Raw genomic sequence first — 26,228 nt, 5'->3', positions numbered from 1 at the left:
CCTGACCCCCATGGCGCGGGGCGCTCGCGATGACGGCGGGCTGGGAGATCGACGCCTCGGGCGGTCAAGCTACATTGCGCCCTCACGGTGACTGGATCGTGCTGGATATGGGAGACGCCACGCGAAAGGCGCCGCCTGAGGAAAGGCCGCGCCACGTTGATTTTTCGCGCATCGGCAAGGTGGACACGGCGGGTGCGCTTTGTTTGGCGAAGCTCCTGAGCGACGATGCGCAGGTCGAATTCGGTGAGCGCGACGATATCGTCAGGCTGTTTGCTCTGGTCCGCGCCTCCGTCGAGGACAGCAACGGGCAAGCCAAGGTGCGGCTTCCTTTCTTCGTCCGGCTCGGAAAACAACTCTGCGAAATTGGCTCCGACATCTACGCGATGTTCGTCTTTACCGGCCACATGTTCCTTGCCCTTGGGCGGGTGGCGATTAATCCTCGCCGCCTCCGCCCAACGCCGCTAATCGCGATGATGCAAGACGCAGGCATCAATGCCCTGCCGATTGCCTTCATCATGACCTTCTTCATCGGCGCGGTGATCGCGCTTGTCGGCACAAAGCTCCTGACGACCTTGGGCGTGGAAGTATTCACGGTCCAACTCGTCGGCGTTGCGATCCTGCGCGAATTCGGAGTGGTCATCGCCGCCATCTTGTTCGCGGGACGATCGGCCTCTGCGTTTGCCGCGCAGATCGGATCGATGCGGATGAACCAGGAAACCGACGCGATGCAAGTCATGGGCATCGACCGGTTTGAGGCGCTGATCGTCCCCCGCATCCTGGCCGGGGTCATGATGATGCCGTTGATGACGTTCATCGCCGACCTGGGAGGCGTCGCCGGCGGTCTGGTGGTGAGTTGGGCGACGATCGGCATTCAACCGACCTTCTTCGTCCAGCGATTTTCCGAAACCGTCAGCACTAGCCATTTCTGGATGGGTCTCTGGAAGGCGCCCTTTCTGGGCCTAGTCATCGCGGCCAGCGGATCACGCCATGGCATGATGGTGGAAGGCGATGTCCAGAGCCTGGGCCACCATGTCACGTCCGCAGTGGTTCAGTCGGTCTTTATGATCATCATGTTCGACGCTGTTTTCGCCGTGATCTTCATGGTCCTCGACCTGTGAGCCAGGACCTGAACCCAGCACACGCGCCGCCCATCCGAGTCGTCGGCCTGCGCACCGCCTTTGGCGGCAAAGTGATCCACGATGGTCTCGACCTGGAGGTTCGGCGTGGAGAGATACTGGGCGTGGTCGGCGGATCGGGCACTGGCAAATCGGTTCTGCTCAACACAATCCTGGGCCTCAAAGCGCCCGATGGCGGAACGGTTGAGATCCTCGGCCGGGACATTGGCGACGAAGACGCCAGGATTGGGCTGTCTCAGCGGATTGGCGTCATGTTCCAAGAGGGCGCGCTCTTCTCCTTTCTGACGGTGCAGGAAAATGTGGAGGCTCCGATGCTGGAGCACGCCCGCCTGTCCTCTGGCTTCCTGGCTGAACTTGCGCGACTTAAGATCAAGCTCGCCGGACTTCCCGAACATGCAGGCGACCTTCGGCCATCGGAACTTTCAGGCGGCATGCGCAAACGCGCTGGCGTGGCCCGCGCCATCGCCCTCGATCCCGAAATCCTTTTCCTCGACGAGCCGACCGCGGGCCTCGACCCAATCGGCGCGGCGGAATTCGACGCGCTCATCCGGAACCTGCGGGATGCGCTGGGCCTGACGGTTTTCATAATCACCCATGATCTCGACACGCTCTACGCCATTTGCGACCGCGTTGCGGTGCTGGCCGACCGCAAGGTCGTCGCCGTCGCCCCCGTCACGGAATTGGAGCGGTCGGATCATCCCTGGATACGATCCTATTTTCTGGGACCGCGCGGCCGCGCCGCTCATGACGCGAAGAAAGAGCTCTGATGGAACGCCATGCAAGCTACGCGATCGTCGGGATGGTCTCGACGGCCTTATTCATTGTGGGCATCGTTTTCGTGGTCTGGCTCGGTGGAGCTCGGTTCGGTTCCGCCGACGACAAATACCAAGTGATCTTTCAGGGCCCCGTTCGTGGCCTCAGCGTCGGTTCAGATGTACAGTTCAACGGGATCAAGTTCGGGCAAATCGAACGTATCCGGCTCGATGAACACGATCCCAATCGGGTCATCACCGACATCATCCTGACCCATGGAACGCCCGTCCGGGCCGACTCGATCGCGTCGACTGAGGCACAGGGTATCTCGGGCGTATCCATCGTCCAGATCAGCGCCGGCACCCCCAGCAAACCGTTGCTTCGCGACACGACCCGTGAAGAACGCCCAATCATCAAGAGCAAGACCGATTCCCTGGCGGCGCTGCTGCAAGGCGGCGGACAGATGATCGAGAGTGCGACCACCGCTCTGGATCGCGTCAACCGACTACTCTCAGACAAGAATATCGCGACCGTTAGCGCGATGGTGCAAGATGTGCGCCTGACGACGAGCGAACTTGCCGCGAACCGCGCCATGTTCGCCCATGCTGCAAGCACGCTGGCCAAGTTCGACCGCACCGCTGACGATATCCAGCATACTGTGGCGGCGGTCCGCGACATCACCGACACCGATGGCAGGAAGTCCTTCGAGGATATTTCGGCCGCAGCGAGTGACCTTAGGGTGACGATTGCCGAGGCACGGGGCGTCGTCGCCAATATCAACACCCAGAGCAGCGCTTTCGGCGCCACGACCTTGCCCGCGATCAACGATACAATGCAGAGCCTGCAGGAGACTTCGGACTCGCTGGATGCCCTGATCCGTCAGGTACGCCAGAATCCACGGCACGCCCTTACCAAGAACAGCGGCAAAGAACTGGAGCTACCCAAATGAGATCTCATCCTTTGCTGCGTTGCCTGGTCCCCCTGCTTGTGCTGGTCCCTCTGGCATCGTGCGCGTCCTTGCTGGGGGGCGGGAAACCCGACAATCTTTATCGGTTCGGAATGCCTACTGGCGATGTCTCCATGCAGTCCGCGGGCGATGGCGCGCGACAGCATATCGTCCGACTGGCGCGCATACGTTTCGCGCCGGAGATCGAAGGCGACCGGATACTGACCGCTCGTGGCGATGGCGTGCTGTACCTCAAGGATGCACGGTGGGTCACGGCGGCGCCTGATCTGATGATGCAAGCGATCGCCCGCAGCTTTGACCAGACCGCGCCAACCGTTCGCCTGACGCCGGCCTCGGCGCGAACAGCCGACGCCATGCAGTTACGCCTGGCCTTCGATCGGTTCGAAGCACGATATGATCAGGACGCTGGGCCGGACGCGCCCCCAACGATCTTTGTCAGCGGCACGGCGGAACTGACCGACACGGCCGGCACAAAACTAGTTTGTAAACGCTCCTTCAGCATCAAGGAAAAAGCAGCCGCAAACTCTCAGGCAGCGATAGTCTCTGCTTTCGACCAGGCGGTCTTGGATTTTACGACCGAGCTGGTGGACTGGACGGCGCAGCAATCGGTGATCGGTCAGTCAAAGCGAAACTAAACGTTTGACCGCCGATCCGACCGCCAAAGTCGCCTGACCATGATCCTGACCGAGACCCAGCGGGCCCTGCGTGGAGCGGTCAACGCCTTCGCCCAAGCCGAAATCCGCCCCGGCAGCCTTGCCTTCGAGCAGGCGCGCGGCTATCCGCCGGCGCTCTTCCGGGCCATAGGCGCTGGGGGCGTGTGGGGGAGGATGCAACAGCGTTAGTGTCGCGGCGCTTGGTCCAGGCCCAAGCGCCGCGTGGCGGAGAGTCTCAAACGATTTCGCCGGTCCTGCGCTTACGCGCCACGCGCTTCACCCTTCAGGGCGCCCAGCAGCCGCTCCATGTCGGCATGATCGTGGAAGATGCTGGGCGAAACACGCATCAAGCCACCGATCGCCTTCACGTCGATCTTCTGCGCCCGAAGCCGCTTGCGGAGCGCGCGGGGCTCATCGGCGGTGAAGGAGAGCACGGGCCCCGGACCTGGCGGCGTGGCCAGCCTATGGCCGATCTTGGGCAATTCCTCGCGCAGATGCGCTAGCAGCCCTTGGCTGTGCGCGTGGATCGTCGGCACGCCGATGGAGTCAATGAGCCCCATCGATTTTTCCAGGCCCGCCAAGACCCCAAAGGCCACCGTTCCGACTTCGAAGAAGCCCGGGGCGGTTTCCAGGCGCTTATAGCGCAGGGGCCACTCAGGCCAAGTCGCCGGCTCGAAGGGCAGTTGCTCGATCGGGTCGCACTGCAGAAAGCCCCAGTGATCGCGATGAATGGCCGTGCCAAGGTGCTTCTTGGCGGCATAGATAAAGCCGCTGCCGCCATCACCCATCAGCCATTTGTAGGAACCGCAGCCGGCGAAATCCAAGCCGGTAGCCTTGACGTCGATCGGGAAGGCGCCGGCCGATTGGATGATATCGGCATAGACCAGCGCTCCGCGACTGTGGGCCAGATCGCAGACGGCCTTGAGGTCATGGGTGAAGCCGTTGCTCGAGGAGGTCAGGGAGATCGCCACCAGCTTGGTGTCATGGTCGATGAGCCGGTCGAGATCCTCTAGGGCGATCCCGAAGTCGCGCGGCGCGGCCATCTTGATCTTCAGCTTACGGCTGGCCAGGGCCTGATACATATATAGGGCCCCTTCATAGTGCAGGGCGTCGGTAACAATGTTGCCACGGCCTTCGCGCAGGCCCATCCCCGAGACGACGAGGTTCTCGGCCGCCAGAGTGGACTGGACGACGGCGATCTCGTCAGGCGAGGCGTTGATCAGCTTGGCGAAGGCGGCACGGGCTGGCGGAAGGGTTTCAAACAGCACACTGCGGGGCGACAGCGCCCCTTCGGCCTTGCCCAGCACATAGTCGCACATGGCCTGATAGGTCACGCGCGGCATGGGATGGGTGCCAGCGTTGTTGAGTAGAAGCTCGCCATCGGGGATCATGAAGGCCGAGGCCTCGACCTTGGGTCCCATGGTGCGCGCCAGGGCCGGCGCCGCGCTTGCGCCCGTGCCCGCCAGGGCCATGGCGCCCAGGAACCCGCGACGGGTGGAGGTGGGGGAGGGCAGGGTCACCAGGCAATCTCCGCAAGGGCGCCGCGTTCACGACCGCGCATCAACGCCGCTTTCGCTACGGTCAGATCCTGAACCGCGTGGCCCAGGGATTTATAGAGCGTGATCGCCTCGGCGTCCCGCCGCCCGACGCGCTCGCCCGACAGCACCTGGCCGATCTCGGCTTGCACATGATCTTGGTCGACCACCCCCTGCTCGATCGCGTGCAGTAGCTCCCCGCCCTGGGACAGCGCATGAGCGCGTTCGTCGGCGATGTAGTCGGCTCGCCTGACGCCCTCATCGTCCAGCTCGCGAAAGTGCCGCGTGCTCGACCCGACCAGATTGAGGTGCTGTCCCGCGCGCAGCCATTGGCCCTGCACAATGGGTTCGGCCGCGGCGCTCAAGGTGCAGACGATCTCGCTCGCTCTGACCGCCGCGCGCGGGTCGTCATGGACCGTGACCGTTCGGCCGGCCCGGCGAATCTCGTTGGCGAACGCCTCGGCCCTAGCCCGGCTGCGGCTCCAGAGATTGAACTCCTGGATGGGACGCACGGCCAACATCGCCTCGACATGCCATCGCGCCTGCTCGCCACAGCCCATGAACGTAACGCTGCGCGCGTCGGGCGCGGCCAGCGCGCGCGTGGCCGCGGCGCTGGCCGCAGCCGTGCGCAGTCCCGTTAGGACCGCGCCGTCGACGACGGCGAGCGGCGCGCCGCTGGACAAGTCAAACAGCAGCATCAATCCCTGGTGACTGGAGCCCTCACCGCCCTTGAAGAGGCTGATGAGCTTGGCGCCGAACACGCCGAGCTCGGGCATGGCGCCCGGCATGAATCCCAGTTTGTTATCCCCCGTCAGGGGAATGGCCCAACGCTCGGGCGCGATGGCGCGGCCCTTGCTGAGATCGATCATGGCGCGCGCCACCAGCTCGATCGCGTCGGCCATCGGCACCAGGGCCCGCAGCGCGGCGTCGTTGATCAGGGACAGGGTCTTGGGAGCGGCCAGGACCGGGGAGGCGACTTTCGTCAAGGATCAGGCGCTCCGCTTGGGTCGCCGGATATGCGATTGTTGGCTCTCGCGCGCCATGGGATCCGCCCTCTCGTCATTGCTTGGACAAGCTATCGAGTTTGGACGAACTGTCAAACCTCTCTGTCGCCAATTATCGCCGTCAATCTGCGATGGGGTGCGTGAGGGACCGAGCCAAGAGGCTGAAATCGGGCCTCGCGATGCTAGACATATCGTCCGCTCGGGCAATCTGTAAGCGCGCAGCAAATGCGGGGTGCCAGGTCGGATCGTCAGTGGATGTGCGGACTCCGTCTCTCGTCACGCTCTGCGCCTTGGCCTATGGCCCGTCGGCGGCGGCCATCTGGACGCTCGGCGCCAGGGAACTCCACAATGCAGGCTGATCGCCTCAGGCAATGGCGATTGGCGCGGCGATCAGGTCGATCCCGAACGCCAGCGCGAAATCGCGGTCTGAAATCCCGCCCACCTCATGGGTCGTCAGGGTGATGTCGACCCGATCATAGACATTGAACCATTCGGGATGATGACCGGCGCGTTCGGCCAGCAAACTCACCGAAGCCATGAAGCCAAAGGCCTGGACGAAGTTGTCGAACTTAAATCGGCGCACCAAGCCAAGACCATCGGAGGTCAAGGCCCAGCCGTTGAGTTCGTCGAGCCGGCGACGGCAGACGGCGGGCTCGAGACGGGCGATAGACATGATGTTTTCCTGAACAAGGCTGGGGGGAGCTGTCACCGCCGCGAATGGAGCGCGATGCGTATTGCAGGCCACAGGCTGGTAGAGGGGCACGGCGAGGCCCGAACCAAATTGCCGGACGAGGATAGCTTCGCGCCGAAGGCGCCGCGTCATCGGTCACGCGGTCGACGCGGCCGCAAAACCCGATCGCGATAACGCGCACCCACTTGGCACCCGCCGAAACGGTCTCATCGCGCTCTAAGACCGACGGCGCGACGTCGGCGCTTGACCGATGAAGCCGTCGAACGCCAGTCTTGCACGGATGCGGCGACACACTCAGGCAATCTTGCTGATGGTGGCGTGACTCTGGACGCCGCGATGGACCACGACGTCCTGGGGGGCGATCGCATCGGGGGCCAGGTCTGCCTCGTGTTCCAGCTCGGCGTAGAGCGGTGCGAAATCGGTTTCCTGGGTCTGGCGCAGCAGGTCCTCGAAACTATCGATGACGAAATAGGACTGCTGAAAATCGTCAATCTTGTAGCGGGTTCGCATCACCCGCTTCAGGTCAAAGCCGATGCGGTTGGGGGAGGGGTCTTCCAGGGCGAAAATCGACTCGCCGTAGCTGGACGCGATGCCCGCGCCATAGAGACGTAGCGCGCCGTCCTCGCGGATTAGGCCAAATTCGACGGTATACCAGTAAAGCCGCGCTAGCTTGTCGAGCGAGCCATATTCGAGCGAGCGCAGGCCGCCCTGGCCATAGGCCTGCATGTAGTCGGCGAAAACCGGATCGGCCAGCAACGGAACGTGACCAAAGACGTCGTGGAAGACATCGGGCTCCTGCAGATAGTCGATCTGTTCAGGCCTGCGAATGAAGTTGCCGGCCACAAAGCGCCGGTTGGCCAGATGCTCGAAGAATACGGCGTCAGGCACCAGCCCTGGAACGGCCACGATCGACCAACCCGTGAGCTTGGACAGGCGCTCGGATAGCTCTTCGAAGTCCGGAATGCCCGGCTTGGACAACCGCAGCACGTCCAAGCCCCGCAGGAACGTCGGCGAGACGCGACCAGGCAGCATCGCCGACTGACGCGCAAAAAGATGGTCCCACACGGCGTGCTCGGCCGGCGTATAGGCCGCCCAGTTCTGCGCAATAGTCCAATCGGCGGCCGCGCCAGACGGCAGCTCAAGGGGCAGGGCTGTGGGATCGCTCATGACAGGGCCTTCAGACTAGACGATGAGAACGCTGAAGCCGGCCGTGGAGGTGAGCACGCTGCACCTACTCAGCAAACGCGATCAACAGCCTGCCTCGATCAGCTCTACGTTCCGCGAGATGGACGATTTGACAATTTCGATGGACTGTCAACTCCACGGCAATGGGCGACGAAGGTTCGCTTCAGTACGCGCATAGCGTCGATCATGGCGTCTGCGGGCATTGAACTCCGCTGCCGCGGGCGTTACCAAAATAGTCGTATCGGGCGAGCGCCCATTCCCGCTGCGCCGCTAACCGCCGCCTGCGTCTCGCCCGTTGAGCTCCGACAGTAGATTATAAACGCTCGCGCGGCTGATCTTCATCGCCGCGGCAACGATCATCACCGAGTTTCTTGCCTGAAACAGGCCATCTCTGTCGACCAGCGCGATCAGTTCTGCGCGCTCTGAGCGGGTTAGGTTTTCGATCGGCTTGTTGAGGCGGATCGAATAATCGCGGAACAGATAGTTGATGTGCTGCTGGATATCGGTCCGATAGATGGGCTCCGGCCGCTTCATCTCGGGCGAAGCAAAGGCGGACATCAAAGCCTGCGCCCGATCGATGATGCTCACATCGAGGTTGACGCACAGAAACCCGATCAGCGAGCCGTCGGCGTCGCGCAGCCCTGCTGTAATGGACTTTGTGCGCCCCTGCGAGGGCAGCGCCTTTTCATAGGGACCGAGGACGGCCTGGTCTTGGGGGAACAGCTCCCCCGCATTGTTCAGGTTCGAAAGATCACCGGCCTGCCGATCGGTGAAGCAGTTCCATATCCGCACGATACGTCCCGTGCCGAGGTCGTGGATCACGACTTCGGCGTAGGGATGGAGCAAGGTTGCGAACGCTTCGCCCGTCGCGAAATGAACCGCGAGCGGATCGGACATCGTCGATGGCGCGACCATCTGCTTCATCACTGTCATCCGCGTTCACCCGATGGCCTATAGACGCCAGAACCCTTCGTGGCTCCCGACACTGATTGACTTTCTGTTGGGCAACTTAGTCATTTTGTCAAAGGTAAGTCGCTCTGCGGATTGGCCGACGGGCCGCCCGCTGCATCCGCCATTCTGGCTGGGGCATCCCGGCCCGCGACCCTAGCCCTACGCGTCGTCACGGATGGCGCTCAACAGGCAGTCGGCCAAGGACGCCCAAGCCTGCGATCAGCGCCACCGCCAGCCCCGGCGCGGCGAGCGCGGGGATGAGATTGGGCGCCACGCCGGCGGAGATCGCTAGGCCCGCGAGCAACGGCCCCGCCACGGAACCTGCCCGGCCGACGGAGACGGCGGCGCCGACGCCGGCGCCGAGTATCGCCGGCGGATAGGCCATGGGTCCGAGCGCATAGAGCACAAGCTGACCGCCGATCACAAAAAACCCGGCCGCGAAGACGCCGAAGATCAGGGTGGCGTTGTGGCCAAGCGATAGGATGAGCAAGGCCGCGACCATGCCCAAATAGGCGATGGCCAGTACGATACGAGGCCGGCCTATATCAACGAACCGTCCGAGTATGAGACTTCCCAGCACCGCCCCACCGTTCATGATCAGGGCGAACCTTGCGGCCTTGGCGCCAGAAAAGCCCTGGGACACCAGCAGCGACGGCAACCAGTTCAGCAGGAGATAGACGACCAGAAGCGTGAAGAAGTAGGCGATCCAAAGCCGCACTGTGACGGGCGAACGAGCGCCCAATAGTCCTGCCTCCGGCCCCGGCTGCGCAACACCACCGGCGGCCTGCTCGACCCCGCGTTTCGCCGCAGGCAGGCCAAGAGCAATCGGGACCAGGAGCAGAAGCGGCCCAAATCCGCCGACCCAGAAGACGGTGCGCCACTCGCCGCCGCCGAGGAAACCCAGAAGACCGCCTGCGGCGGCGCCGCCGATCGGGAGACCGCAATACATGAAGCTTAGCGCTCTGGCGCGGTAGTTGGACGGTGCGGCTTCCGACGTCAGTGCGATCAGATTGGGAAACGCGCCTCCGAGGCCGAGGCCCGCGAGCAGACGAACAGCGATCAGGACCGGGAATGTCGAGGCGACGGCCGTCGCGAGCGAGAACGCTCCGAGCATGAGCATCGACAACAGAAGCACGGATCGGCGTCCATATAGGTCCGACAGCCATCCCCCAGCCGCCGCGCCGATCATCAGCCCTACGGTGCTTGCGCTCATGAGGATGCCCATCTCGCCGGGCGAGAAGCCAAGCTCGCGGGAGAGGCCAGGCGAGGCGACGCCCATCGACTGGATATCCAGACCCTCAAAGACCGCCACGAGAAAACAAATGAAGATGACCGTCGCGGCGTGCGGCTTTTGAACCTTCATTTTCTTCCTTTCGCTGCGAGCGCAGGCGCAATTCGTGCGCTTGGTTTGCCTGGTTTCAACACGAAATTTGACTCAGGAGAGCCGAACGATCCGATCGTTGGCCAATAGCGGTGGCCGGCACCGCTTGAGGAAAACCTTGCCTCGTAGACATATCTTCTCCCCCGGCCGCAAAGCTCGACTAATCGTCACATAAGACAAAACGTCAGTATCTGTGTTGTTCGTCATCGTAAAGCCGCAGGGAGGGGCGGCAAACACGATCGTCACCTGCTGGCGCAGCGCCATAGAGTCGGCCCGCGCGCGGCGCCTTCACAGGTGGGCGGGAATAACCGTCGTGATAGCGCTGCCCGCGTCGACGATTTACGCCGCCCTTGCGCCGATACCGGCAAGGCGCAGGGCGGCTCGCCTGCGCCCGATTGTTCCCCCTGCGGTCGTGAAGCGTCGTTTGTTTCAGCCCAACCTTTAGGCAAGCGCACCGAGATCATTCCTCAACAGATTGACATAACGTCTAAAACACCACAGCGTCACTTCAGTAGCAGCGCGTTCCCACACGTTTATAGATTTCGCAGCGCTGCTTCAGAGGGGACATCATGGACAGTCGTGAACGGCATTCTTCGATTTGTGGCCGCTTGGGGCGCTTACACGCCGGGACAGCCCTCGCGGTGATCTTTGCGGCGCTTCCCCTTCATGCGGCCTGGGCAGCGCCAAGCGGCGGACAAGTCGCGCAGCCGCAAAGCGCGGCGGCGACCTCATCGGCCGATGAAGACACCGTCTCCGACATCGTCGTCACCGCCAACAAGCGCCAGCAGGGCCTGAGCACCGTCGCGGCGGGTATCTCGGCAGTCTCCGGCGAGGTTCTCACGACGCGAAGCGCCGACAGCATCGCGGACTACATCGCCTTCGTGCCTGGTCTGTCGATCAATTCCTACGGCAATACCGGTCACGGAGCGGTCTCCATACGCGGCGTTTCTCCGCAGAGTGTCGGGTCCACCACCGCGACCTATGTCGACGATATCCCGGTCGGCCCTGCAAGCCCGGCAACGCGGGGGTCGCAGTTTACCGTCGATCTTGACCCGACGGACCTGGACCGCGTCGAGGTTCTGAAAGGGCCGCAGGGAACATTGTACGGCGCGTCCTCGATGGGCGGCGTGCTCCACTATGTGACCCGCGCGCCAAATCTCACGAGCACCGAACTGACGGCGAGTCAGGAAGTGAATTTCGTCGAGGGTGGCAAGGCGGGCGTGAAGGTTCGCGCCGCGATCTCGACGCCCATCATCGCCGATGCGCTCGCGGTCCGCGTCAGCGGGTATTATCGCTATTCGGGCGGCTACATCACCGATCTGGGCCTGGAGGGTAAAGGCGCCAACAGCTCCCGTGACTGGGGTTTTCGCGGCTCTCTGAAATACGCTCCGACGAGCAACGTCTCGATCCGCCTTGATGCGGTGCGTCAGGACAACAAGTCCGACGGCGGCTCGAACGTCGACTATGTCTTCGCGACCAAGAAGCCCTTCTATGGGGATCTCAAGCAGCGCCGTTACGTCAATGAGCCCTTTGGCGTCGATCTCGAGCTCTACTCGGCCGCCATCAACTGGGATTTGGGGCCCGGCACCCTCGTATCGGCGACTAGCTACTCCAAGTTCGACACCTCTGTTCAATATGATGCGACCGACGTCCAGAAATCTTACAACGCGCTGTTCCCCGTGGGCGCCGCGACGCCGCTTGGGCGCGGCTACGATGGCACTGTGAAGAAGACCACGCAGGAATTGCGCTTCGTCTCCAACCGGTTTGGTCCCGTCGAATTCATGGCTGGCGGATTCTACCAGAACGAAGATTTGTTCGAAGTCGCCACCTACCTTAGCTACTTGCCGAATGGTCAACTCGCGCCTGTGGCACCGCGCATCACCGCGAACCGCACGGCTGGTCTGACGGAATATGCCGGCTTCGCGAACGGTACGTTCTACCTGACCGAGCGCCTCGATATCACCGCCGGCTATCGCTATAGTTCGATCGATACCGACAACCTCAGTGTCCGGACCGGGGTGCTTGTCAGCGCGACGGCTCCCACCACCGCCTTCACGAGCATCTCTGGATCGTCGGAGAATGCGAGCACCTATCTGGCGGGAATCCGTTGGCGTCCCACGACCAGCCTGCTGTTCTACGGACGTGCGGCCAGCGGCTACCGCCCTGGGGGCGGCCGGACCGTGCCGCCGTCGGCGCCGGCAGGGTTTGCGCCCTTCTTCACCTCCGACAGTCTTTGGAGCTACGAGGCGGGCGCTAAGCTGCGCACGCTGGGCGGCAGACTCCTTGTCGAATTCGACGGCTTCTGGATCGACTGGTCCAACATTCAGGCGCTCGAACCCGTCGGCAATGACGCAACGGATGGCAATGCGGGTGGCGCGCGCAGCAAGGGCGTTGAATTCCAGGCCTCTTATGTTCCAGTCCGCGGCCTGACGCTTGGAGGGAATTTTGCGTACACCGACGGACGATTTACTGAGGGAAATGTCATTGCTCGGGTGACCGCCGGGCAGAAACTCTATTTCGTGCCGGAATGGACAGCAGGCGCGTACGCCGAATATTCGGCGCCCGTCAGCGACATGATGTCGGCCACTGTGGGGGCGGACTGGAACACACGATCATCGCAGCTTGATTCGAACCGCCGCACGCTTGACGGCTATTCGCTATGGAATGCCCATGCGGGGCTTCAGGCGGGCAATCTGTCGGTCAATCTCTATGTGAAGAACCTGACCAACAAGCGCGCGCTGGTGGGAAGCGTCATCGCGAATACTGTCAATCTCCCCTATTATCCGTTCACAATTAATCAGCCGCGGACGTTCGGGATTGTCGTCAGCCAGAAATACTGACTGGGCACTTTGTCGAAAACATTGAGTTGATTGACGGGGAGGGGTCACGTTTCGGCGCGGCCCCTTCTCTTTACCGGCGCGCTGCGGGAGACGACGAGCGGCCTCGCCTGGAACGCGCCCCAGGAGGGGGTCTGGCGAAAGGCGACATGCCGACGCTCGTCGCCACGCCTCACGCTCCCGCCGCTCAGGTGCGCGCGGCGTCGGGCCGCCCCCAGGGCCTTGGCGGCTGATCGGCCATCGCGCCGGCGCCCCTCGATCTTGGTGTCAGCGCACAAGCCCGCCTGCCTGTGGCTGATGGGCTTATGCGCTTCGGTTTGCCGCGCGGCGCCGCGATGGCTTGGCGGACTCGGTCTCGGGTTGCGGGCTGGGCGCAAGCGGTTCGCCATCGGCGCTGTCGCAATCTTTGTTAATCTCGGCGAGCAGGTTGTAGATGCTCGCGCGGCTGATCTTCATGGCGTTCGCCACGTGCGTGACCGAGTGCCTAGCCTGGAACAGACCGTCACGATTGACCAGCCCGACCAGTTCGGCGCGCTCGGCGCGGGTCAGATTCTCGATTGGCTTATTGATCCGAAGCGAATAGTCACGAACCAGATAGCTGACATGCTGCTGGAGATCATTTCGGTAGATCGGCTCTGGCCGCTTCAACTCGGTCGATGCAAAGGTCGACATCATCGCGATCGCGCTGTCCATGACGCTGACGTCGAGATTGACGCAGAGAAAGCCGATTAATTCGTTCTCGGGATTACGAAGGCCCGCCGTGATCGACTTGGTTCGCCCCTGGGATGGCAGGGCTTTCTCATAGGGGCCCAGGATGGACTGTTCGTCGGGAAAGGCGTCCTTGGCGCCTTTCAAATTTGATAGGTCTCCTGCCTGGCGTTCCGTGAAGCTGTTCCAGATCCGCACGATACGACCGGTCCGCAAATCGTGCAGGACGACCTCGGCGAAAGGATGCAGCAGGGTCGCCATGGCTTCTCCCACCGAAAAATAGGCGCTGAACGGGTCGACGGTTTCGGGCACGCGGTCGATCTTCTTTTTGTTTGCCATCTCTTGTGCCTCGAACAGCCGATAGTGGGTCTACCAAGCGATAGGTGCGGTCGTAGAGCATGCACAGAGCGTGCGCGACTGGCATTTTGTCAAGGTTGTGGTCGGACATGCCTCAGTGGATCGCCGCTATAATCTATTGAATAATAGACAGATTTAAAATGCCCGGCGCGGCGTCGACGGTCCGACCGCAGGTCGATCACATCGAGCGGGCCGGCGTCATTCGCCTCAACCCGTCGGCCCGGCGCTGCTTTTCCGGGCGCCGGCTGCCTGCGCGAATGAGCCCCGCGCAAGGCGCGCCATTCATTCGGTCCCGATTTGAACGCGGACGCGATCTTCCATGGACGCGCTTGCGCCGAAGGCGTTGCGCGGTCACGGCGCGATACCGGCGCCCGCTGGCGCGGCAATTCGAGAGCACCACCTTTGGCGGTTTCTGACAAACTGTACAGCCGTGAAGCGGAATCCAAATCGGCAGGCGGGCAGCTTCACCTCGACCGGCGCGAGAAACCAAGAGATCCCATCCCAAAACGCGATCCGGGCCGCCGATTTGGCTGTTTTGCCGACCGCCTGCCGCCGATAGGGCGCAGCCGTTGGCGGGGTTACAAAACTGCTAAATAGACTTGACGTTTATATGAAATGTCATGACGGTCTCGTTGCTGAAGGCCGGGAGCGTCGGAAAAGGCGCCGTTGGCCAGCACGAATTTATTGGGGGAACAGAGAGATGCGACCTGTCTTCGAAAGCGCCAGGATGACTTCGGCGGTCAACCGCATGCGCACCAACAAGGCGCTGATGCTGGCGACAGCCGCGGCGCTGTTTCCCGCTATCGCGATGGCGCAAGTCGCTGGCGGCGATAAAGCGGCCGAGGCGTCGACGGCGACGCGCGCCCAGGGTGGGTCGGAGGCCATTCAGCTCGACGACATCATCGTCACCGCCAATAAGCGCGAGCAGCGTCTCAGCACCGTGCCCCAAGGCATTTCCGTGGTCACCGGCGCACAGCTTGAGCAACGCGGCGCCAAGAGCCTGGCTGATTTCATCGCGCTAACGCCCGGCATCAGCATCAAGCCGGGCGGCGCGCCGGGCAACGGATCGGTCGCGATCCGCGGCATCCCCCCGCTCGTTGTCGCGGGGACCGTCTCCGTCTATGTCGACGACGTGCCGATCAGCGGCTCCGGCGGCGCGTCTCGCAGCGGCCTGAACTCCCCCGATCTGGATCCCAACGACATTGAGCGCGTCGAGGTGCTGAAGGGACCGCAAGGAACGCTGTATGGCGCCTCGTCGCTTGGTGGCGTCATCAAATATGTTCTCAAGAAACCCAGCCTGACCAAGTCGGAGCTCAATACCTCCGAAGAGCTCAATATGCTGGACAACGGCCAGTTGGGCGCGACGCTGCGTGCGTCGGGTTCGACGCCGCTCACCAGCAATCTGGCGGTCCGCGTCGGCGGTTATTATCGGCGCGATGCTGGCTATATCGACAATGTCGGGCCGCTCGCTGGCGACGCCGTGAACGAAGGGGATGCGTGGGGTGTTCGCGGGGCTCTGTACTGGAAACCGACCGATAATTTGAGCGTCGATCTTTCGGCCTCGACCCAGAAGTCGGTCGTCCACGGTTTTGGCTCCGTCGACCTCGACTGGCAAACCTCCAAGCCGCTGTTCGGACGCGACAAGCAAGAGCGCTATACGCCCGAGAGCTTCCGCGTGCGCAGCGAAATCTACTCGGCGACGCTCAAATGGAACACGCCGCTTGGCACGGTCCTGTCGTCGAGCGGTCTTTCCAATGTCGTGCCCCGCGCCAACAACGACCTGACCTACAATTACGTCGGCACCGGCAGCGGTATCGAGTATGCGACCCCCGCGAGCCAGCAAGCCAAGTTCGGTCAGAAGCAATTCTCGCAAGAGCTCCGGTTCACGTCGAACCGTTTGGGCCCGATCGAATTTCAGGCCGGGGCCTTCTATCAGCATGCCAATGCCGACGTCGCATTGAACATGCTTTCGTATCTGCCCAATGGCCAGCCTGACGCGGCGACCGACCCGCTGGCGCGGAACGCTTTGAAATCCACGCTCGATGAATATGCCGGTTTCGTCAACGCGACCGCTTATCTCTCGGAGACGGTCGACATCACCGCTGGCTACCGTCGCAGCAGTATCGATCAGCACAGCAATTCGGTGCTGGCCGGCTTCTTCTACGGCTTGCCGCCGGGCGCCTTGGAAGAGAGCAAGACCTCCTCGAGCGAGGATGCCGACACCTATCAGCTTGGCGCGCGTTGGCGGCCGAACACGGACCTGATGTTCTATCTGCGCGCGGCAAGCGGTTACAGGCCAGGCGGTGCGCGCAGCCTGCCGCCGGGCGCGTCCGCCGATCTCAAGCCCTTCTTCGTGTCGGACAGCATCTGGAGCTATGAGACGGGCGTGAAAGCTCACCTCTTGGATGGCCGCATCACTTTCGACGCGGATCTCTTCCGCATTGATTGGAGCGATATCCAAACGCTCGTCTATGTCGGCCCCTTCGGCATCACCGGAAATGGCGGTACGGCGCGCAGCGAGGGCGGCGAAGTCCAGGCGTCGTTCGAGCCCGTCAGAGGGCTGATCTTGAGCGGCAACGCCGCCTACACCGACGGGAAGTTCACCGAGGATGCGCCTGAGGTGCGAAAGCTCAAGGGGGAACGCATCCCGGCCGTGCCCAAATGGACGGCGACCGCCGACGTCAGCTATGCGTGGCAGCTGGGTGACGATACGCGCGCCTATGTCGGCGGCACCTACGCTTATCGGGGGTCGACCTACGACTCGATCGCCGAGCCCTACACGGTTCCCAGCTACTCTACCGTGGACGTACGCGCGGGTGTCGAAAAGGAGCGGTTCGGTGTCAATGTCTACGTCAGCAATCTGACCAACAAGCGGGCGATCAGCGCGACGGCGCAGGGCTACTACAGCTTCTTCAATCCTTTGGTCGTCAATGTGATCCAGCCGCGCATCTACGGTGTTCGCCTCTCGCAGAAATTCTGACGCGGGCTGGGAGCAATCGCCGTCGGTCCAAAGACGGGTTGAGCCCCTGAGCGCGGCGCCATGGCTTGGCGTTGCGGTCGGGGGCTCGCCGATTCTGGAAGTCGTTGCTTTACGAGAAAGCGAACTGACCGGTCACCGCCGCGGGCATAGGGTTGAACGATTGTCACGGGCTCACGCGACAATGCGTTCGCCGATCGTCTACCATCGCTGAGCGAGCCTGCGCGGCTGCTATTGATCGCGCCGTCTAAGGACTGCTCGGCATTGATCGGATTTCGCTGCGCTGTGGACGCGGCTGGGCATAAATCCTAGCTGATTGGGGCGGCGACGGGGACGACTTTACCAGCGTGATGAATAGGGCTTTCGATGGTCCAGATTTGAGCCGCGCGCCGCGCCGCCAGCTTCCCCGCTGCCCACCTATCCCACAACAGCGCTTCCCAATCGGCAGGACAGGCGGGTCAGGCGAGGGGACGAGCTTGCCCCTCCCGCCGCCTGCGGGAGGGTGGTTGGCAATTACCAGATGCGAACGCGTTTTTCCGGCGCCAGGAAGAGCTTGGTCGTCGGGTCTGGGGCGAAGGCGCCATACCAGGGGTCAAGATTGCGCGCGACCCAGGTGCGCTGCTGCGCCGGGGAGTGCGGATCGGTGAGCAGCCGCTGACGAAGCGTCGCCTCGCGGATCTTGCTGCGCCAGACCTGCGCCCAGCCGAGATAGAAGCGTTGGTCTCCGGTCGTCCCGTCGAGCAGGGGCGCTTTCCGACCGCCCAGTGAAGCCTTGTAGGCGTCGTAGGCGACGGTGAGACCCGCCAGGTCGGCGGTGTCTTCGCCCAGGGTCAGCTTGCCCTGGATGTGCATGCCTGGAAGCGGCTCATACTGGCTGTACTGGGCCGCCAGCGCGTCGGTGCGCGCCGTGAACGCGGCGACATCGGCTGGCGTCCACCAGTCGGTCAGGCGACCATGCATGTCGAACTTGGCGCCCTGATCGTCGAACTGGTGGCTGAGCTCGTGACCTATCACCGCGCCGATGCCGCCATAGTTGATCGCCGGATCCGCATTGGGATCGAAGAAGGGCGGCTGCAGGATCGCGGCGGGGAAGACGATCTCGACCATATTGGGGTTGGAATAGGCATTCACCTCCATCGGCGTCATGTCCCATTCCCAGCGTTGGATAGGCTTTCCGAGATGGTCGACCTGGTCCTGATGCGTCCACTGGTTGGCGCGCAGCCGGTTGCCGAAGGCGTCGCCGGCGGCGATCTTGAGGCGCGAGTAATCCTTCCAACGATCAGGATAGCCGATCTTGGGCTTGAACGCCGCTAGCTTGGCGCGCGCCTTCACCTTGGTTTCGGGCGACATCCAATCGAGCTGGTCGATGCGCTGGCCCATGGCGGCGATGATGTTCTTGACCATCGTGTCAGCCGCCGCCTTGGTCTCCGGCGGGAAATATTTCGCGACATAGACTTGGCTGATGTCGTCCGAGAGCGCGCCCGTGGTGAAGTCGACCGCGCGCTTCCACCGAATTTCCTGCTCGGGCGTGTCCGAGAGGATGGTGCCGTTGAAGGCAAAATCCTCCTTGTCGACGGCGCTGGGCAGCACGTCCGAGAAGCCGTGGAGCGAGCGGACAAGGAGTTGCTCCTTGAGGGCTTCGATCGGCGTCGTCTGGATCAACTTGGCGATCCCCGCGACCGCGCTGGGTTGCGAGACGATGACATAGTCGACGGGGGCGCCGATGCCGTCGAAATAGGCCCTGAAGTCAAAGCCTGGCGCCTTGCTGTCGAGCTCGGCCAGGGTCATCTTGTTGTAGGTCTTGTCCGCGTCGCGGCCATCGACGCGCGTCCAGCTGACCTCGGCGATCCTGGTTTCGAAGGCGAGCACCGCGGCGGCGCGCGCAGCGGCGTTGGACTCGTCCGCGAGCGTCAGCATGTTGGTCAAATGCTGGAGATATGCCGCCCTGGTCTTGGCGAGCTGTGCGTCCTTGGACAGATAATAGTCGCGATCGGGCATGCCGAGCCCGCCCTGGAGCAGGCGCAAGGCGTATGTTTCCGGCGCCTTGTCGTCCTGGCTGACATAAAATCTGAAGGGCGTGCGTACGCCATTGCGCGTGGCCTGGGCATAGACCGCGGGCAAGCCGGCTTTGTCCGGTACGGCCCGGATCTGGTTCAGCCACGGCTGGACCGGAGACAACCCCTTGGCTTCGATCGCCGTAGTGTCGAGATAGGTGTCGTAGGCCGCGCCGATCTTGGAGCGGGTGTCGCCCCTCGCGGCCTCAAGAATGCCACGGGTGCGCTCCCGCGAAAGATCGTCAAGCCGGTCGAAAAGCGCGTAGTTCGACTTGTCCGCCGGGATCGGCGTGGTCTTCACCCAACCACCGTTGGCATAGCCGAAGAAATCGTCGCCAGGCGCGATCGAGGCGTCCATGCTGGCGGTGTCGAAGCCGTAGGTCCCATATTGCGGTTTGGCTGCGGGTGCTTGCGGCGCCGCTATGGGCTTGGCTGCGGGTGTCGATGTCGCCGCGCCCTCGCCAGCGATCGGGTGCGCGCAGCCGGCGACGAGCACGGGGAGGGCGAGGAAGGTGGTGGCGAGCAACGACAGACGCATCGAACGACCCCTGAAAACTTGGACACTCCGTCTTAGTCCGTCACCGTGGCGCGTCAATTCCGAGAGTGACAAACGGTCGATATAATCGTTACGTCTAGTGCTTGTTGGTTGGCCGCGAGATGGACATGTCTGTGACGAGCGCTTTGCGCCAGCTCAAGCGTCCAGCCGGACGCCGTGTCCCCAAGCCGCGGCGGACGGCAAACGCGATCAATCTCGCAAATTTCACGGCGGGGCGTGGATCGCCGTAAGGCGTCGTCACGACCTTGCGCAGGTTCGGCCGAACCTGCGGCGTTCCGGTATGGGCCCAGCTGTATCGAGCACTAACCGGCACGACGCCTTAGGGTCTCGGCCGCTCCGCCACCGTCTGTTGGATGAACGCGGACACGTCGTGCAGGAAGGGCGCGCTGGCCTTGTCGTCACGCAAGATGATGTGGCCGCTTTCGTAGCAGTGGGTGCTCATGCGATCGCCAAGATCGGAGGGCAACTGGGCTGCGGCGATCATATTGCCCTCGCACATGTTTAGGGGGTCGAAGCGGCCGGTCGCGACGAAGACGCGCATATCCTTGTCCTGCTTCATCGCATTGATGATCCAGGTCGGGTTCACGCGCGCCAGCGGCGACACTTCCCAGGTCTTTTTGACTTCGGCCACGATCTCGGGCGTGACCCCCGGCTGATTGTAGATCCACCGGTCGCGGATCGAGAGCTTCTTGGGGGCGGGGAAGGGCGAATAACCGGTCTCAAGTCCGGCATAGGTAAGGTCGGTCGCATAGCCGAGCTCGCCGCGGATATAGCTATCGACCATTTCGGCGCTGCCGACGTCGCTGCGATCTTCGTCAACCCTGACCCGCATATCCTCGTCCGAGAGCGCCTTGCCGCCGTCGAGGCTCAGAAACGTTGTCAGATATTGCTGGATGGGGACGACCAGCGTGTCGCGGTTCACCTGCGCTGGCGAGATGCCGGTGTAGCGCGCGAGCGCCGTCGCGATGACCTCGCGTTCCTCGGGGGCGAGCGCCTTGCGCCGTGCGAGCGCGGGCATATAGACGGCGCGCGCCCAGTCGAGCGCGGCCTTCATCGTCGCCTCACGGTCCTGCATCAGGTCGGCTGCAAGGCGCTTATGGTGGAAGGCCGCCGCGGTCCGCGCCGGGATGTGCATCGCATCGTAGAACTCCGGCGGCTGCGGAATGTTGGGGATGTCGCCCGACACGAGGATCGCTCCGGCGACATCGACATGGGCGGCGCTCAGCTTGTCGGCGAGCGCCGCGGCCCGGAACACACCGTAGCTCTCCCCGGCGAGGAACAGCGGCTGGTCGCCGGCGCGGAACCGCGCCCGATACGCGCGAATGAATTCGGCGGTCGCGTTGACGTCGCCGGTCATGTTCATGAAGTCGGGCGAGAACTCCGGGGCAGCCGGACGGGAAAAGCCGGTTTCCATGGCGTCCATGAACACCAGATCGGTATCGGCGAGCAACGTGTCTGGATTGTCGATCATACCCTGAGCGGTCCGACGGCGCGGTCCCATTCCCTCCATATGGACGATCGCGGAGGCGACCAGCGGCCCGCCATTCCAGGCAAAGGTGATCGGCCGACGTGGCCCGGTTGTCTTGACCACATAGGCGACGAAGAACAGGCGGCCGCGCACCTGGCCGGTATCGTCGTTGCGGATCGGCACGCGTCCGACCCTGACCTCGTAGGTCAGCGGTCCGCGAAGGGTCTGGATGCGGCGCTCGCTGACCACCACGCTCTCATCATCGATCAGGCGGGGCGCTAGAGCATCCTGGGCGCCGGCGCCGATCACTGTCCTAGCAGGAGGGCCGGCAGTGGCTGGCGTCGTCATGACGAGCGTCGCCAGGGGCGCGGCCGCCAGCAACGCAGCGCAGACGAGATGTCGGGCCTTTGCCGTGGATCGGACCCTAGTGCAGCGCTTCACGGTGGACTCCCCTCTATAGGCTTCCAGCGATGTGCCGCGTGCAGGGATGTGGCGTCAAGTTAATCTGGACGTTATGTCAGGCGGTGCGCACGCATAAGAGCTTGGCTTATTGGGCTGTTGGCCTGACATTATGTCTTAACGGGATGGGCGCCGCCTCAGCGCGCAGCAAGATTCGTTGGTCTGCCCAAGTGGTGAGCTTGGTCGGCGGGGTATTAGGAGATGATGATGTTTCGTCGCGTAGCGGCCCTGATTGCGTTGAGCGCGATGCCCATCACCGCCACCCCGGCAGTCTCAGCCGAAAAGCCCGCGCAAGTGGTCTCAGCCGCTGACCAGCTGATAGATTTTCCCGCGCCGCGGTCAATACGTCGCTCCGCGATCGTTCAGGGCAAACGGATCGACTATGTCGTCACCGTCGGCGCCATCGGTTTGCGCGACGAGCGGGGCAGGTTGCTCGGTGAGGTGGTTTATACCGCCTATACGGTCCCGGGGGCGGCGGTCTCACGTCCCGTGACGTTCGCGATGAATGGCGGCCCGGGCGCCGCCTCCGCGACGCTTAATCTCGGGGCGATTGGGCCCAAGTCTATCGAGGCCGGGCATACGGCGTCGAGCGCGCCAATCACGGTCGACAACCAAAACAGCTGGCTGCCCTTCACCGACCTGGTGTTCATCGATCCGGTCGGGACCGGATTCTCACGCAGCCGCGTCGACGAGACCGAAACAAAAAAAGCCTTCATGACGGCCAAGGCGGACGTCAAATATCTGAGCGAGGTCATTTATCAGTGGCTTGCTCAGAACGATCGCATGAAGAGCGCCAAGTATATGGTTGGGGAGAGCTACGCCGGATATCGGCTGCCCCGCATCGCCTACGAGCTGCAGATCAACGGCGGGATCGGTTTCTCGGGGCTCACCCTGGTGTCGCCCTATCTCGATATCCCGGCCCAGAGCGATCAGGATGCCTTGTCGCCGCTCCAGTACATGGCCAGCTTGCCCTCGCTTACGGCGTCGCACTGGGAGGAGGAGGGCAGGCCGCTCAGCCCGGAGACGTTGGCGCCGGTCGAGCGCTACGCGCAGACCGAATTCCTGACCGACTTCTTCGCCGGGGCGTCGGATCCTGCGGCCACCGATCGCCTTTCGGCGAAGGTCGCTGACTATATCGGCGTCAATCCATTCATCGTTCGTCGGATGGACGGGCGCTTATCGCCCACGGTGGCGCTGCGCGAGCGCCACCGTGACGAGGGCGTCGTCTCCTCTGGCTATGACGCACGGGTAAAAGCCCTCGATCCGTTTCCGGCCAAGCAAAATCGAGACTATTTCGATCCGATCCTCTCGGCGAGCGCGCCCTATACAGCGGCCATCACCGACTTTGTTCTGAACGAGGTGGGCTGGCGCGTGGAGGGCCACTATCGCGCCCATAACTACGCGCTCTACGAAATGTTCGAGAACGACACCGCCGACACCGCGGTCACCGAACTGCGCAAGGTCATGGCCAGCGACGCCCGAATGCAGGTCCTGATCTCGCACGGCTGGAACGACACGGCCTGTCCGTATTTTCTGTCCAAGCTACTGATCCAGCAGATGCCGTCTAAATTGGCCGGTGACCGCCTGCGGCTGCGCGTCTATCCCGGGGGACACATGTTCTATGACCGCCCGACCAGCGGCGCAGCCTGGCGCGACGATGTGATCGCTATATACCGCGCCGGGAACGGATCGTAGGCCCTCTCTTCGTACGGCGTGCGCATGTTCGGCCGCGCGGCTTTTCGATCGCCATTCCGGCGATATCGCCTCTATCGATGATTCCCGCGAAGGCCGGTGGAGGGCGGATCGGCCGCGCCCGCCGATTGCCCTTCAAACAATCAGTCGCGCGCAGCGTCGCGCCGATGCGCCCCTTGGCGTGGGTGAGGCGGGCTTGGGTCAAGCCGGCGACCGCCCACGTGTTGGCCAAAAGGAGGGCGCAATCGCGCTGTGCGGCAGGTGTCGCGGCGGACGAGAGGTCAAGGGATTCCGTTCACCCATGGCGCGCCGGCTCAAGATGCATAATCGTTGACATGGTGACATACTGGACGAACTGTCACGCGACTGGGGCGCGGTGTCGGGCAGCGTAAAGGTGGGTCATGCATCGTTCGTCAAACCGCAAAGCAGGCCAGAAGCTCCGTTCAGCGGTAGGTTTGTCGACTTACTGCGGACTGGTGTCCGCGGCGTTGGCTGCAGCGGTCCTTTCGCTTGGGCCGGTGGGATCTGCGGCCTCGGCGCAGGCCGCGGCCCCACCGCAATCCGTGGCTGACCCCGCTGCGCCCGACGCATTCACCTGGCTCGCCCGGGCGCGGGATCCCAAGGCTCGGAATTGGGCCGCCAAGCAGTCCGAAAAAACCATGCAGCGTCTCACGGCGAGCCCGGACTTTCCCGCGGTCGAGGCGGAAATCAAACAAGCGCGCGCTTCGAGTTCACCGGAGCCGAGGTTTTTCCTGCTCGAGGACAAGATCGTGCGCTTCGTGCGCAACGAGGAGTTCAAGGCTGGCGCGTTCTACGTTGCGCCGCGCCAAGCGGTCGCCAGTGGGCGCGCGATCGACTGGCGGCTCGTACTTGATGTGGGCGCACTCAATGCCCGCGAGGGCAAACAATACGAAGTCATATACTTAAACCTCAACGTGCAATGCCTGCCGAGAAAAGATCGTTGCCTTCTCCCGCTCGGCGACCGAGGGTCTACTTTCATCGAAAATCGCGAATTTGATTTTTCGACAGGTGAGTTCGTCAAGGGAGGCTTCCACAGCCCGCCGACCCGTGGCGATTTCGCCTGGCTCGATCCTGACACCATTATCATCGGCTTTGTCGGCAAGCCTGCCGATCAGCTGGAGAGTGGCTTTGCGCAGACGCTCGTCGCCTGGAAGCGGGGAACATCGATAGCAGAAGCCAAACCGGTTCTATCGGCTAAGCCGACAGACTCGATGGTGAGCGCCACCACGCTTGGCGCAGGCGCTGCCCAACGCGGTCTCCTCACGCGAGTCATCGACTATTCGAACGTCGAGCTCTACCTGGCCGGACCAGACGGATCGGTTGACCAGCTCAAGCTGCCGACCAAACTGCAGAGTTTCGGCACGGCTTTTGTAACCGGCAACAAACTTGTCGTGCAACTGGCTGATGCCGCGGTGATCGAGGGCAAACCCTACGCGGCGGACACGCTCATATCTTACGATCTGCGAGCGCCGGAGGGCCGCCGGGTGAGCACCGTCTATGCGCCACCGAAGGGCTCGTACGTCAACGATCCAACCGAAGGCATAGCAGGAACTGGCGAGGGGATCGCTTTCATCGAAACCCGCGACCTTAAAAAGACGCTGGTGCTCGCTCGGCCAACGGCGCGCGGCTGGTCGATCACGCGCTCATTGTCCGCGCCGCCCGGGGTGGCGATGACAATTCCGAGCAATGACCATTTTGGATCGGGCCTCCTCCTGCGCCAGACGGGATTCCTGCGACCGACCCAGACAAGCCTTGTGCTGCCCGGTCGCAAGTCGGTCCCGCTGTTCACCGGCCAGCCTGTGGTGGACGCCAGCAAATTCGTGACGGAAGTGCGTTCGGCGCGGTCTCGCGACGGCACGATGATCGACTACTATCTCGTCAAGCCCAAGACGACAAAGGCTGGTCCTGTGCCGGTTATTCTGTCCGGCTATGGCGGCTACGGCGTCAACGTGGATCCCAATTACTTCACGGGTGATCTTGGCCTGGGGCTCGTTCCCTGGCTCAATCGCGGGGGCGCCTTTGGGCTTGCCGCCATTCGAGGCGGCGGCGAACGCGGGTCGGCATGGACCAATTCGGCCAAGGGCATCAAAAGACAGCGCACGTTCGATGATTTCGCCGCCGTCGCCCAGGACATGGTGACGTCAGGCCTCACCGCGCCAGGAAAGATCGGCAGCTTCGGGCGCTCGTTCGGGGGCTTGCTGTCAGCCAATATGGTCACCCAACAGCCGGAGCTTTTCGGCGCCGCTCTCGTGGGTGTGGCAGTCACCGACCTGTTTCGAGGTGTTGACGACGGCAGCATCATCGACGCCGGCCAAGCAACGGAGACGGGCGATCCCAAGGATCCAAAGCAAGCGCCGATTATGTTGGGCTATTCTCCGTACCAGAATATACGCCCAGGCACGCACTATCCCCATGTTCTGACCGTCGCCTCGGCGGAGGATGCGATCGTTGGACCCGGCTACGGGCGCCGCTTCGCCGCGAAACTGCAAAGTGTCGGCGCCGACTCGCTGCTCTTGGAAGGGGCCGCCAGCGGCAACGGCTACCCAAATGAATTCGCCAATCCCAAGGAGCACGCGGCGCAAGTGACCTTCTTCATCGAAAGCTTGATGAAGTAGGTCGTTGGCGACGCGACGTCGAAGCTTCTGAGGCCTGCGTCAATCCTTGGTCGCGTCGACTTCAGGGCGCCAGGCGGATGCCTGGCGCACCAAAGCGCCCGTCAGGGCCGTCACGAATGAAGGCCTGCGCACGGCTCGACGGCGGCCGACGCGTCAAAGCTTGCCGGCGGCGCCCACGCGCGCGTTCGAGCGATATAAATTCGTTGACACGATTAAATTCTGGACGAA

The 26,228-nt window shown here is 62.9% G+C and carries 18 protein-coding genes; 9 read left to right on the top strand and 9 right to left on the bottom strand.

Annotated elements, in window-relative coordinates; all coding sequences use genetic code 11:
• The first annotated feature begins 29 nt into the window (after positions 1–29).
• From ACW175_RS14585 to ACW175_RS14565, 5 genes are all read left to right on the top strand, one after another.
• A complete protein-coding gene (locus ACW175_RS14585; protein WP_492100769.1) occupies positions 30–1,118 on the top strand; it encodes an MlaE family ABC transporter permease in 1,089 nt (362 codons plus the stop codon).
• Entirely contained in the window at positions 1,115–1,903 is a 789-nt protein-coding gene (locus ACW175_RS14580) for an ABC transporter ATP-binding protein (RefSeq protein WP_492100768.1), read from the top strand. The genes ACW175_RS14585 and ACW175_RS14580 overlap by 4 nt, the downstream gene beginning before the upstream one ends.
• A complete protein-coding gene (locus ACW175_RS14575) occupies positions 1,903–2,838 on the top strand; it encodes an MlaD family protein (RefSeq protein ID WP_492100767.1) in 936 nt (311 codons plus the stop codon). Before ACW175_RS14580 ends, ACW175_RS14575 begins: the two co-directional genes overlap by 1 nt.
• A gap of 131 nt (positions 2,839–2,969) precedes the next feature.
• Positions 2,970–3,491, top strand: coding sequence for an ABC-type transport auxiliary lipoprotein family protein (locus ACW175_RS14570; protein WP_492100766.1), 522 nt, complete (start codon positions 2,970–2,972; stop codon positions 3,489–3,491).
• A gap of 39 nt (positions 3,492–3,530) precedes the next feature.
• Positions 3,531–3,698: an acyl-CoA dehydrogenase family protein gene (locus ACW175_RS14565; protein ID WP_492100765.1), complete on the top strand. Its 168-nt coding sequence runs from the start codon at positions 3,531–3,533 to the stop codon at positions 3,696–3,698.
• 71 nt (positions 3,699–3,769) lie between these two features.
• On the opposite strand, the gene ACW175_RS14560 is transcribed toward ACW175_RS14565, so the two are convergent.
• The 6 genes from ACW175_RS14560 to ACW175_RS14535 all read right to left on the bottom strand — a co-directional run bounded on the left by ACW175_RS14560 (position 3,770) and on the right by ACW175_RS14535 (position 10,238).
• Positions 3,770–5,029, bottom strand: a complete 1,260-nt coding sequence (locus ACW175_RS14560) for an aminotransferase class V-fold PLP-dependent enzyme (RefSeq protein WP_492100764.1) — start codon at positions 5,027–5,029, stop codon at positions 3,770–3,772.
• Complete coding sequence (locus ACW175_RS14555; RefSeq protein WP_492100763.1) at positions 5,026–6,030, bottom strand: ornithine cyclodeaminase family protein; 1,005 nt, start codon at positions 6,028–6,030, stop codon at positions 5,026–5,028. Before ACW175_RS14555 ends, ACW175_RS14560 begins: the two co-directional genes overlap by 4 nt.
• A gap of 382 nt (positions 6,031–6,412) precedes the next feature.
• Entirely contained in the window at positions 6,413–6,871 is a 459-nt protein-coding gene (locus tag ACW175_RS14550) for a 4a-hydroxytetrahydrobiopterin dehydratase (RefSeq protein WP_492100762.1), read from the bottom strand.
• 162 nt (positions 6,872–7,033) lie between these two features.
• On the bottom strand, positions 7,034–7,906 hold the full coding sequence (gene phhA, locus ACW175_RS14545) for a phenylalanine 4-monooxygenase (RefSeq protein WP_492100761.1): 873 nt from the start codon (positions 7,904–7,906) through the stop codon (positions 7,034–7,036).
• Between the two features lie 288 nt (positions 7,907–8,194).
• Complete coding sequence (locus ACW175_RS14540) at positions 8,195–8,848, bottom strand: helix-turn-helix transcriptional regulator (RefSeq protein ID WP_492100760.1); 654 nt, start codon at positions 8,846–8,848, stop codon at positions 8,195–8,197.
• A 196-nt stretch (positions 8,849–9,044) separates the two neighbouring features.
• The gene (locus ACW175_RS14535) at positions 9,045–10,238 is read right to left on the bottom strand and encodes an MFS transporter (RefSeq protein WP_492100759.1); all 1,194 of its coding nucleotides are present in this window, start codon (positions 10,236–10,238) and stop codon (positions 9,045–9,047) included.
• Between the two features lie 587 nt (positions 10,239–10,825).
• Between ACW175_RS14535 and ACW175_RS14530 the strand changes: the two genes are divergently transcribed.
• Complete coding sequence (locus ACW175_RS14530; protein ID WP_492100758.1) at positions 10,826–13,096, top strand: TonB-dependent receptor; 2,271 nt, start codon at positions 10,826–10,828, stop codon at positions 13,094–13,096.
• A 300-nt stretch (positions 13,097–13,396) separates the two neighbouring features.
• Here the strand turns inward: ACW175_RS14530 and ACW175_RS14525 are convergent, their stop codons facing one another.
• Complete coding sequence (locus tag ACW175_RS14525) at positions 13,397–14,140, bottom strand: helix-turn-helix transcriptional regulator (RefSeq protein ID WP_492100757.1); 744 nt, start codon at positions 14,138–14,140, stop codon at positions 13,397–13,399.
• 718 nt (positions 14,141–14,858) lie between these two features.
• On the opposite strand from ACW175_RS14525, the gene ACW175_RS14520 reads away from it, so the two are divergent.
• Positions 14,859–17,138: a TonB-dependent receptor gene (locus tag ACW175_RS14520; RefSeq protein WP_492100756.1), complete on the top strand. Its 2,280-nt coding sequence runs from the start codon at positions 14,859–14,861 to the stop codon at positions 17,136–17,138.
• Positions 17,139–17,648: 510 nt separating this feature from the next.
• On the opposite strand, the gene ACW175_RS14515 is transcribed toward ACW175_RS14520, so the two are convergent.
• Both ACW175_RS14515 and ACW175_RS14510 read right to left on the bottom strand, forming a co-directional pair.
• Positions 17,649–19,727 (bottom strand): M13 family metallopeptidase, encoded by a 2,079-nt coding sequence (locus ACW175_RS14515; RefSeq protein WP_492100755.1) that lies wholly within the window; start codon positions 19,725–19,727, stop codon positions 17,649–17,651.
• A 337-nt stretch (positions 19,728–20,064) separates the two neighbouring features.
• A complete protein-coding gene (locus tag ACW175_RS14510; protein ID WP_492100754.1) occupies positions 20,065–21,561 on the bottom strand; it encodes a S10 family serine carboxypeptidase-like protein in 1,497 nt (498 codons plus the stop codon).
• A gap of 312 nt (positions 21,562–21,873) precedes the next feature.
• On the opposite strand from ACW175_RS14510, the gene ACW175_RS14505 reads away from it, so the two are divergent.
• Together ACW175_RS14505 and ACW175_RS14500 are read left to right on the top strand one after the other, a co-directional pair.
• Positions 21,874–23,367 (top strand): S10 family peptidase, encoded by a 1,494-nt coding sequence (locus ACW175_RS14505; protein ID WP_492100753.1) that lies wholly within the window; start codon positions 21,874–21,876, stop codon positions 23,365–23,367.
• Between the two features lie 398 nt (positions 23,368–23,765).
• Positions 23,766–26,000: a prolyl oligopeptidase family serine peptidase gene (locus ACW175_RS14500; RefSeq protein WP_492100752.1), complete on the top strand. Its 2,235-nt coding sequence runs from the start codon at positions 23,766–23,768 to the stop codon at positions 25,998–26,000.
• The last annotated feature ends 228 nt before the right edge of the window (positions 26,001–26,228 follow it).

It is taken from the genome of Caulobacter sp. FV1ye6ST (genome assembly GCF_058681225.1).
The sequence above is the reverse complement of the archived record's forward strand: the minus strand, read 5'-3'. Positions and strand labels throughout refer to the sequence as shown.